Origin of the sequence: Rheinheimera sp. (assembly GCF_020217005.1) — a bacterium.
In the GTDB taxonomy this organism is placed as follows: Bacteria; Pseudomonadota; Gammaproteobacteria; order Enterobacterales; family Alteromonadaceae; genus Pararheinheimera.
The window spans coordinates 1-10,000 of sequence record NZ_JAIWOI010000194.1 but is presented as its reverse complement, the minus strand read 5'-3'; the positions used below and the strand labels follow the sequence as shown (position 1 = coordinate 10,000).

At 47.7% G+C, this 10,000-nt stretch carries 9 protein-coding genes; 3 read left to right on the top strand and 6 right to left on the bottom strand.

Annotated features, from left to right (window positions below; translation table 11 throughout):
* The 5 genes from LDL40_RS09535 to LDL40_RS09515 form a co-directional block, all read right to left on the bottom strand.
* Positions 1-615 (bottom strand): secretin and TonB N-terminal domain-containing protein (locus tag LDL40_RS09535; protein WP_367304312.1); only part of this gene is annotated, 615 nt, incomplete at its 3' end.
* Positions 616-630: 15 nt separating this feature from the next.
* Positions 631-1,635 (bottom strand): FecR domain-containing protein, encoded by a 1,005-nt coding sequence (locus tag LDL40_RS09530; protein ID WP_300995087.1) that lies wholly within the window; start codon positions 1,633-1,635, stop codon positions 631-633.
* Between the two features lie 37 nt (positions 1,636-1,672).
* A complete protein-coding gene (locus tag LDL40_RS09525; protein ID WP_300995086.1) occupies positions 1,673-2,164 on the bottom strand; it encodes a sigma-70 family RNA polymerase sigma factor in 492 nt (163 codons plus the stop codon).
* A gap of 312 nt (positions 2,165-2,476) precedes the next feature.
* A complete protein-coding gene (locus tag LDL40_RS09520; RefSeq protein WP_300995085.1) occupies positions 2,477-3,670 on the bottom strand; it encodes a TonB family protein in 1,194 nt (397 codons plus the stop codon).
* Positions 3,663-4,043, bottom strand: a complete 381-nt coding sequence (locus LDL40_RS09515) for a BlaI/MecI/CopY family transcriptional regulator (protein WP_300995084.1) — start codon at positions 4,041-4,043, stop codon at positions 3,663-3,665. Before LDL40_RS09515 ends, LDL40_RS09520 begins: the two co-directional genes overlap by 8 nt.
* A gap of 198 nt (positions 4,044-4,241) precedes the next feature.
* On the opposite strand from LDL40_RS09515, the gene LDL40_RS09510 reads away from it, so the two are divergent.
* The 3 genes from LDL40_RS09510 to zapE all read left to right on the top strand — a co-directional run bounded on the left by LDL40_RS09510 (position 4,242) and on the right by zapE (position 8,959).
* Positions 4,242-5,462 carry a GAF domain-containing protein gene (locus tag LDL40_RS09510; protein ID WP_300995083.1) on the top strand — a complete coding sequence of 407 codons (1,221 nt, stop codon included), beginning with the start codon at positions 4,242-4,244 and terminating at the stop codon, positions 5,460-5,462.
* A gap of 342 nt (positions 5,463-5,804) precedes the next feature.
* Positions 5,805-7,838, top strand: a complete 2,034-nt coding sequence (locus LDL40_RS09505; protein WP_300995082.1) for a S9 family peptidase — start codon at positions 5,805-5,807, stop codon at positions 7,836-7,838.
* Positions 7,835-8,959: a cell division protein ZapE gene (gene zapE / locus LDL40_RS09500; RefSeq protein WP_300995081.1), complete on the top strand. Its 1,125-nt coding sequence runs from the start codon at positions 7,835-7,837 to the stop codon at positions 8,957-8,959. The genes LDL40_RS09505 and zapE overlap by 4 nt, the downstream gene beginning before the upstream one ends.
* A 16-nt stretch (positions 8,960-8,975) precedes the next feature.
* On the opposite strand, the gene LDL40_RS09495 is transcribed toward zapE, so the two are convergent.
* Positions 8,976-10,000 (bottom strand): DUF1624 domain-containing protein (locus tag LDL40_RS09495; protein ID WP_300995080.1); only part of this gene is annotated, 1,025 nt, incomplete at its 5' end.

The following is a 10,000-nucleotide window of genomic DNA, read 5'->3' as shown; positions in this document are numbered from 1 at the left end:
GGTGAAATCAGGTCCCAGACCCCGCAAAGAAATCTGCCTGCCTTCGCCCCACTCTCTGCTAATGGTAATACCAGGCAGGCGTAATAAGGAGTTCGCTAAGTTTAGCGCCGGAAAGTCGGTAATCTCATCCGCGACAAGGGAGTCCTGTACTATCATGGCTTCTCGCTTCAGGGTTTTCGCCCCAGATAACAAGGCCTTAGCCATAGTATTTTGTGTTTCAGCTCTGCCTGAACGTATAGCGATGACTTCGATAACTGCCGCAGGTTTTTGATTGGTTCCGGCTGTAATTCCGGTAGCTACATCGGAGTTATCCACTACGACTTTGGCTTTAATCAGCCAACCCTGGTCACGTGGAATAGCCTCCAGAGGTTGCTGCGCTAGCAACTGCGCAAGTACCTCAGCTGCTTCGAATTCCCCCTCCAGAGCCGGAGCCTGAAGCCCTTCCAGCAACGCCGGGTTATACACTAAAGGCTGGTTAATAGTGCGGGCAAATTGCAACAAAGCCGAGGATAAAGGCTGGGCAGGAAAAGAGTACTTTTGCTTAACTTGTACATTCGTCGCCCAAGCGGGAACTGACAGCAGCAAAAACAAACAGAGTTCAGGTCGTAACCACACAACCCGTCTCCATTCTTACTGCAACTGATCGGTTGCGCGGCTTAACCTGAAACCGCTGCTGGTTTGCTGCAAGCTCAGGCCATAAGCCTCGCTCAGAGCAGATAAACTTTGCTGGGTATTAGCCAGTTCAAAACGGCCTGCTACCCGCAAATTTGCAAGCTCAGCACTGGCACTGAGTTGCACCGGCGCGGAGCGGTTCAGTCGGTGCAGCAAATAGGCCAGAGTCTCATTTTCAATTTCAATCCAACCTGAACGCCAATCCACTAACTGCTGTAAATCCACTTTTTGCACTTCGGACAATATATTCTGCTGAATACGAATTCGCTCACCGCTTTTTAGCAAGACAGTAGGACCGGCAGCAGTGGCCTGCACCTGCACAGCACCTTCATATACAGTGATATCAATCAGTTCAGGGTCGCGGTCAATATTAAACTCGGTGCCCACTGCAACGACCCTTGCTTGGTCCAGCCGCACTTCAAAAGGCCGTTTTTTGTCTTTGGCTACAGCAAAATAAGCCGCACCTTCACCTTGTAGCACCTGACGCTTGTCCGGGGTAAAGAACACAGTAAGCTGACTGTGTGGCGCAATATCAAGCACAGTGCCATCAGCAAGACCTTGTTGCATGCTATTGGCCTGGGCTGTGTTTAACTCGTAAGGAACTGGACTGGAAAACAAATCGCTGTCCCCCAGATAAAGCAAAGTCATCAGGATGGAACTGACTGCCATTGCAGCGCCAGCCCACTGCAACTTAGGCCAGTTTGAACAGGATAACTGCCAGCCTTTGAAGGGTGAAGGCTGATAAGCAGACAAGGCTTTGGTTAAAGCCGGATCTTGCCAGGTGTCGACCATAGCTCGCAGTAACTCAGCATGCCGTGGATCGGCTTCCAGCCAATGGCTAAATCGTCTTTTACTCAGACTGTCCAACTCGCCACTAGCGAGTTTCTCCACCCAGCTGGCAGCTTGCAGATAAAGCTCTTGCTCCGCCTGCTCATTGCTATTCAACTTTTCTTGTTCACTCAAAATAGAACCCACAAAACCTGACTGTGTAAGACAGCATTTATAAACCGCGCCGCTGATCAAGCGAGCGCTGAATATCGGCCAAGGCCCTGCTGACATGTTTAGATACTGCATCCTCGCTGATTTGCAGCAATGCAGCAATATCGCTGCGGCTTTTACCTTCCATCCGGAATAACACAAAAACTTGCCGTCTTAAGCTGGGCATTGCGGCTAAAGCCTGACTAAACCGATGAACAGTCTGCTGCATGCTAGCCATTTCTTCCGGGTTAGCGCTTTGACAAACCACTTCATCCGCTTCTTCAGCCTGGAAAGGTTTTAATCGCATTAACATATGACGGGCCACAGTAAAAGCATAAGCCAGAGGATTCAGAATAGGACGCTGCTTTGCTTGCTCCAGCACACGGACAATAGATTCCTGAAAAATATCGGCAGCATCAGCACTACTGGCGTTTCGCTCCAGATAACGGGCTAAAGGCGCAGCGTTTTCTAAGGCCTGATGCAGATCTTGCTCTGGCTTTTCTACTATAGACATAAAGCCCCCATACTTTCATTCAGGATCAAACCTTAGCTGAAAGTTATTACAGTATCTTGACAACGATGTCAGGAAACCTAAACGGATGCAAGAGTTTCAAAAATGATGAGCTCAGCCACGATGCAGGCTAACAAATGAAAGGCCAGAAAAAAAGCAGAGATAACCTCAATTATTTCAGGTCGAGACTTAATATCACTCTGATTTAAAACGTTTTTTCAGCACGTGTATTTATTTAGCTGAGTTTTAAACCTCAATCCAAACAGCAAAAGAGCCTATAGCCCCTTTGCTGTTCAGACTGTATAGCCTGCTTAATTAGTGTTTCACTGCCACTTTTTCCATCTTGGTTTCCGGCTGATCCATCTCAAAGTCCAGCTGCACTAACATATCTTTGTGGTCCTGGCCTGTCGCCGCGTACTGCCATTGCTCCAGCGCTGCGATACTGACCTTGTCAAAAATGGCTGTGGGAACTGAACGTACAATGCGGACATTACTGACTTTGCCCTGTGCCGACACATCAAACTTTGCCTGCACATAACCTTCAATTTTTTGTTCTGCCGCCTGTATTGGATACTTAGGCTCAACCCGCGTCACTGGCGCTGGTTCCTGTTTCACCTTTGACGCAGCAGCCTGAACTGGCTGCTGTAACCAAAGTCCGGCAACCAGCACCAGCGCTACAGCAGCAATGAAGGTGGTTTTACTAAATCCCTGTTCAGTTTGTAATTGCAATAAACGTTGTTTCATCTGTTTTCTGTCTCCATAGTGAGTCGTCAGCCCCTGCCAGCTCGTTGGCGTTGGCTCTGAGTTGCTTAGTAACGCTTTACCGTAAGCAATTTTGTCTGCTGTGGCTGCACCGGCTAACACCAGAGCGTCACAAGCTAATTCCTGATCCTGGCGATAGGCGCTATAGGCCAGCCAGCACAAAGGGTTAAACCAGAACAACATCAACAACAGCAGCGCCAGCAAGTTGCAGAGCAAATCGCCACGGCGCCAGTGTGTGAGTTCATGTTGGATGATCAGCTGTTGCTGAGTCGGTGAGAAACGCTGGAAAAAATCCACCGGCAACATAATTTCCGGCCTTACCAAGCCACTGATATAAGGCCCCTGTGCCTTATCGCTTAACAGACAAGGTAAGATAGAACACAAAGACGCTGATTGGAGTTTCACTCGTTTAGCGGCCGCCTTTGCTTTGTTCAGGAGTAACTGGCTGCGCAGCAGCAGAGCCGCAAAGAAACACAGACCGGCCAACCAAAACCATAACAGCACCGAGTCGCGGCTGACGTGCTGTTCTGCCTGCAGCAAGCTCACCTGATACACTTGCATCGCAGCGGAGGCGCTGCTACTCAGTTGCAAAGGCAATACAAAACACATCAGCAATAAAGGCACCAGACTCCACAAGGCATATAAGGTGCGGGCTCCCAGCCATCTGAGTACATAAGGTCGCGACACTAACAAGAGCAGCAGTACCAGCGATAATGGCAGCAGCAATTCCAGCAGCAGACTAATCATTTTTATTCTCCTGCTCCCAGCGGGCTATGAGCTGTTTTAGCTCGGCAATATCCTGTTCTGCCAGTTTGTCTTGCTGCGCAAACCCTGCCACTAAAGGCGCAATACGGCCTGAAAACACTCGCTGAATGAAGCTTTGACTTTCTTTCATCTGGTAGTCCGCCTGCTGCAACACCGGACTGTATAAATATGCCCTGCCATCTTTTTCATAAGATATAGCCCCCTTTGCCACCAGACGGTTCAGTAACGTCTTAACCGTCTTTTCATGCCATTGGCTGGCATCAGCTAACGCATCAACCACCTGATTGGCGCTGACAGGCGACTGTTGCCACAGCACTTTGAGTACTTCCAGTTCTGCCTGACTAATATCTTTCATATAAGCCCTTTCGATTACAACTGTAATACATAAACTATTACAGCTGTAATCTAATAATGCAACAGGTCAACAAAAATAATTTGGTCCACACTCAGCCTTATGAATGCCACCCTCATGATTGCGTTAACAATTTTCATCTGACAAAAATCTAATATTGCCTTTATACTGACAGAACAAGCAGATAGCAGAGTTATCTTCATGCAGACAACGGATTCACCTGCACAAACAGGACAGGTGCTTACACTGGATCATTTTGTCAGTCACTGGCAACTCATGGTGGATTTGTTGGCCCGTCAGGCTGACGTCCCTTGTGCGCTGATCAATAGAATGGACGGCAGCCAGCTGGTGTTACAGGTGACAAACAGCAACGGTAAGCATCCGTTTTTTGCCAGTCAGACCATGCCACTGCAATTGAATTCCTATTGCGCTAATGTGCTGCGAACGCAAAAGCCATTGCACGTCGCTGATGCAAGGCAATTACCCGAAATGCATGACAACCCGACAGCAGCATTAGGTTTGGTGTTTTACCACGGTTACCCACTTTATTGGCCTGATGGCCATTTGTTTGGCACTATTTGCATTCTTGATTACTTTAACAGGCCTATGGACGAGCACCACACTCAGTTGCTGCAACTCTTCAAAGAAGCCATCGAAGGTGATTTGGCCTTGTTTGATCAGAATGTTGAATTGCAGCAGCAATTACAGGAAGAGAAAAACTACAATCACCAACTGATGTTGTCGTTGCAGCAATCGCACTATAACTTGCCACAGCTCTCTGATTTGTTGGCTGATTTAATGAAGATGCTGCAACATCAAATGCAGCAGAGCCAGCAGCAGTTACAATTGATGCACAGCAGATTGCAGCAACCAGAACACAAGCTGACCTTACCTTTACTCAAACCAAGCCTGCAGCAACTTAAACAGCAAAGTTCCTGCTGGGCTGTACTATCAGGCATGCTGGAAAAACTGACGGGAGTACAGGCTCAACCTAAGAAAAACAGCAAAGTGGTTGACCTGGCCGAAAGGGGAGCTTACCAGGCATCCTTATTGTTAAAAGCGTCACCACGGATCTCTTCCACTGTATCCCCTCTGTTGGCCTGTTCATTGCCACCTCAATTACTGGAATTGCTTTGCTGTGCCTTAAGTTGCTACTTACTCAACCACAGTCTTAGCCGCACGCCTGAACTAGCCATCAGCGCGGAACAACAAGGAGTTCAATTACAGCTGAACTGGATTTTGTGGTTCCCCTGGCAAAAAACTGTGACAACAGAGGCTTACCATGCTGAACCTTTTTGGGTTTTCAGTCAGTATCTGGCGAAGCTGTCGGGGGTAAAACTGCAACAACAAAATACAGCAGACAAACTACAGATTAGTTTGTATCTGACACAGATCTCCGAACAGTTGACTGCAACCCCCTAATAGATCAATTAAGGCGAACCTAACTGCGCTGAGCCTTCTCTGTGGCCCGTGTGGCGGAGTGATAATGGTGCAACTCCTCCGGCAGGACATAGCCGTTAAAACTCAGTAACTGGACAAAAGTTTGCCAAAATTCCGGGCTGATCATAAAAAACCTCCAGGACTCTCCTCCAACCTTTTAAGTATAGTTTGCTACTCAGCATCTGACGCAGTCAATTCACTGAGAGCGAACCCTGACTTGAGGTTGATCCTGAATTTTCCATCATTCATCAGGGTTTTATTTATCACGCTACTGTCCTATGCTAGCGTCCACTTATTGCTTTGACTGAACAAAGACGAGTCTGTATGAAATTTAGTTTTTCAGCCCTGATGATGATTGTAGCCTCTGGGACCCTTCAGGCGGCCCAACAACCTTTAACTGCAGAGCACTTGTGGCAAGTAGCACGTCCCGGCGCCATGACCTTATCCCCTAATGGTCAGCAGTTAGCTTTGACTGTCACCCGTTATGATCTGACGGCCGATAGAGGCAATGCGGATATTCATATTTTGGATTTACGCACCCAGCAACTGACAGCTTTAACTCAGCATCCGGATTCAGACAGCTCCCCTGCCTGGAGCCCTGATGGTCGTCAGCTGGTGTTTTTATCCAAACGAGGTAACGAGCATAATCAATTGTTTTTATTGCCTTTAACAGGTGGTGAAGCCAAAGCTTTAACTAAGTTACCTGTTGCTGTGCAGCAACCGAAATGGTTTCCGGACGGCCAACGTATTTTGTTTCTGGCCAATGTGCCTAAAGGTTTTAATGGCGACTTTGCTGCTTTAGCTGAGCAGTTAAAGCAGAAAAAAAACAATAAAGTCACAGCCCGTGTCACTGAAAACAGAGTGTACAGGTACTGGGATCAGTGGCTGACAGACGACAGTTACCCGCATTTATTCAGTATCAATGTGCGCACTGGCGAAATTGCTGACTTAACTCCGGGTTGGGATCGTTGGTTTAGCTTAAATGGGGATGCTGAATTTGATATCTCTGTGGATGGCCGTCAGATTGCGGTCAGTGCCGTCACCAGTGCCCCACCTTATGACCAGATCAATCACGATATTTTGCTGATTAAAACTGATGGTTCAGGCCAGTTTGTCAATATCACCGCAGACAACCCTGCAAGTGACAACAATCCAAAATTCAGTCCTGATGGCAAAAGTCTGGTTTATGGCGCACAACGCAGTACTTTCTTTAGCTCTGACAATAACCAGTTGATCCGCTTTGATTTTAAACCGCAACAAAAGACCAATCTGACTCAGGATTGGGACTTATCTGTCGATGACTGGGAATTTGGCAACAACGGTACTTTGTATTTTCAGGCCGCAGATAAGGCGAAATCTGCTTTGTACAGCATGCCTCTGGCTGGCGGCCAGGTGAAACAAATTTTGCGTCAGGCTGATATAAGTCAGGTACAAATTGGCCAACAGCAGCAGATTTATCTGGTGCAGCACAGCATGGATCAGATGCCGGAAATTTATAGTCTGGATAATAAAGGCCGCACTTTAAAACAATTAAGCCGGTTAAATCAGGAGTTACAGCAAAGTATCAGCTGGGGCAAAACCGAAGATGTTAGTTTTGCCGGAGCAGACGGCAAACTTGTGCAGGCTTATATCACCTATCCACCACATTTTGATCCAAGCAAAAAATGGCCTCTGCTGAACGTGTTGCACGGTGGCCCTCATAGCTATTCAGGCGATAGTTTTAGTTACCGCTGGAACTCACAGGTTTTTGCCGCTGCAGGTTATGTGGTGATACAGCCCAACTTCCATGGCTCAACCAGTTTTGGTCAGGCTTTTGCCGAATCTATTCATGGCGAACACCCGGTAAAACCTTTTTTAGACAGTGAAGCCGCTGTGGATTACATGCTGTCCAGGGGTTTTATTGATGCCAACAGGTTGGCCGCAGCGGGCGGCAGTTACGGTGGCTATCTGGTCAGCTGGATTGCAGGCCATACCGACAGATATAAAGCGCTGATTAATCACGCAGGCGTATACAATCTGATGGCCCAGTTTGCCTCAGATGGTACCTCACACAGAGTGCACGCTTATGGTGGCGCGCCATGGAGTGGTCTGGAAGTGATGCTGCAGTGGAGTCCTGCTATGTTTGCCGATAAGTTCGTCACTCCTATGTTGATTATGCACGGTGAGCAGGACTACAGGGTGCCAGTGACTCAGGGGCTGGAAATTTATGGTGTCTACAAAGGCAAAGGCTTAGATGCACGTTTGGTGTATTTCCCGAATGAAAACCACTGGATTTTAAAACCGAACAACTCCATTTTCTGGTTTAACGAATTCAACTCCTGGCTTAAACGTTATGTGCCGGCGGGGCCCACAGATTGAGTTCGGACTCTTTAACCTCGCTTTATCAGCAACAGGTCCAACAGGGCCTGTTGTTGTATGACGAGCCTCAGTATCAGGCCGTATTGGCCTTACAACAGATAGCAGATCTGCTCTGTTCCGACATGCCCACTTTAGGCTTGTATATCAATGGTCCCGTAGGTCGGGGCAAAACCATGCTGATGGATTTGTTTTATCAGCAGTTGACTGTCGATAGCAAAATCCGGCTGCATTTTCACCACTTTATGGCCAGGGTGCATCAGGAATTAAAGCAGCATCAAGGTGAAGCCGACCCTTTATTGCAGATAGCCAGAGCCTGGGCGCTGAAATACAAAGTACTGTGTTTTGACGAGTTTTTTGTCAACGACATAGGGGATGCCATGTTGCTTGGCACCTTATGGCGTTATTTGTTTCAGTCTGGTGTCGTGCTGGTGACTACGTCCAATGCTGTACCTGAAGAGCTGTATAAAAACGGTCTGCAACGTCAGCGCTTTTTACCCACTATCGATTTATTGCATCAGCACTGCAGGGTGTTAGCTTTAGATAACGGCATAGATTACAGGCGCTTAAAACAAAGTCCTATGCGGTATTACCTGCAGGATGCCAGAGAAACCGAACTGAAACAGCTGGCTGAGCAGCTCTTTGGTGCAGTACAACCTTTGCCAGACTTTGCACTCTTGGGCCGCAGCTTTGAGGCGTTGTGGAGTAACACAAGGATTATAGGGTTTGATTTTATGGCGCTCTGCTCCGGGCCACGTAGTCAGCTGGATTACATGCAGTTAGCCAGCCGCTACCAGGCCATAGCAGTGCTGAATATACCGCAATTTAGCGCTGTATCGGATACAGCTATTTTGCATGGTGTGGAAGATAGTTATCAGCGCGAACATCAGGATATCTATATCAGCAAACTGGACAATGAAGCGCGGCGTTTTATAGCACTAGTGGACGAATGTTATGACAGAGGCTGTTTGTTACTGCTGAGCTCTGCAGTGGCTATTTCAGACTTGTATCAGGCGAAACAGCTGGAGTTTGCTTTTGCCCGTTGTGAGTCGCGTTTATATGAAATGCAGCAGTGGCACACTGCTGCAACAGACTCAGATCAGAGCGCAGTAACTGCGCTCTGACACTGCACACAAAGGCCTAGAAATAACGTATCCAGGCTTGCTGGCTGCGTTTTTTGTATAAAGAGAATTGCTTGGTCGGGTAATACAATGCCACAGCTAACAGCAGGCTCGTCAGCCAGATCCAGCCCATATGCTCCATACCAAACCTGTCGCCCTGATTAGCGCCAAACAAAGTGAGTAACACCCAATGCAGCGCCAGTAACACATACAAATGCAGTATGTAGAAGAACATAGGTGCTGAACCAAAGTTCACCAGAACTTGAGTCCACTTAGCCTGTTGCTTCTCCAGCACCAGCAGCAGCAAAAACATCAGGCCTAATGTCACCAGCAGGAAATTTAACGAAGGCGGATACTTGGTCAGATTCAGTATCGACATTAGTGTAGTGACTAAATCCGGATACAGCTGCCAGTCTGAAGTTTCACCGTAGATATTAAAACCGCGCAACAGTACAAACAGGACTAAACTACTCGCTCCCAACTGCAGCAATAAAGCACCACGATGTTCTGCTGACATCCCTTTGCTGTATAAAGGCCCAGCCAGGTAACCGAGAATAATCACCCCTATCCAGGGTAATACCGGATAACTGGCTTTGATTTTAATAGCACCACTACTTATCAGATAATTACGGTCATGCAAAATAGTCCAGAGCGTATAGCCCCACTCATCTGGTTGGAAGTGGATAGGCGTCAGCAGGTTGTGGCCAAAGACGATGCCAAAACCCAGTACAGCCAACACAGCTTTTGGCCACTGACTGACCAGCGCTAACACCACCATACTCACACCAATAGCCCAAATCACCTGTAACCAAATGGTATCGTAAGACCCCATCCACGACAGAGGTAAGACTATCCATTCCAACGCTATTAAAAACAAACCACGCTTGATAAGGAAACTTCGGGCCGAACGCGCAGGACCATTCACCGGATTGGCATAAAGCCAGGCCGACAAACCAGTTAAAAACACAAAAACCGGCGCACATAAATGTGCGGCAAAACGGCTAAAAAACAGGCTTGCAGAGGTGATGTCGAGATCCATAGGAT

Bases quoted from the DNA above. Each gene is read 5' to 3' on its own strand.
- LDL40_RS09525 (WP_300995086.1), bottom strand. From the start codon at position 2,164: ATGTCTATAGTAGAAAAGCCAGAGCAAGATCTGCATCAGGCCTTAGAA.
- LDL40_RS09520 (WP_300995085.1), bottom strand. From the start codon at position 3,670: ATGATTAGTCTGCTGCTGGAATTGCTGCTGCCATTATCGCTGGTACTG.
- LDL40_RS09515 (WP_300995084.1), bottom strand. From the start codon at position 4,043: ATGAAAGATATTAGTCAGGCAGAACTGGAAGTACTCAAAGTGCTGTGG.
- LDL40_RS09510 (WP_300995083.1), top strand. From the start codon at position 4,242: ATGCAGACAACGGATTCACCTGCACAAACAGGACAGGTGCTTACACTG.
- LDL40_RS09505 (WP_300995082.1), top strand. From the start codon at position 5,805: ATGAAATTTAGTTTTTCAGCCCTGATGATGATTGTAGCCTCTGGGACC.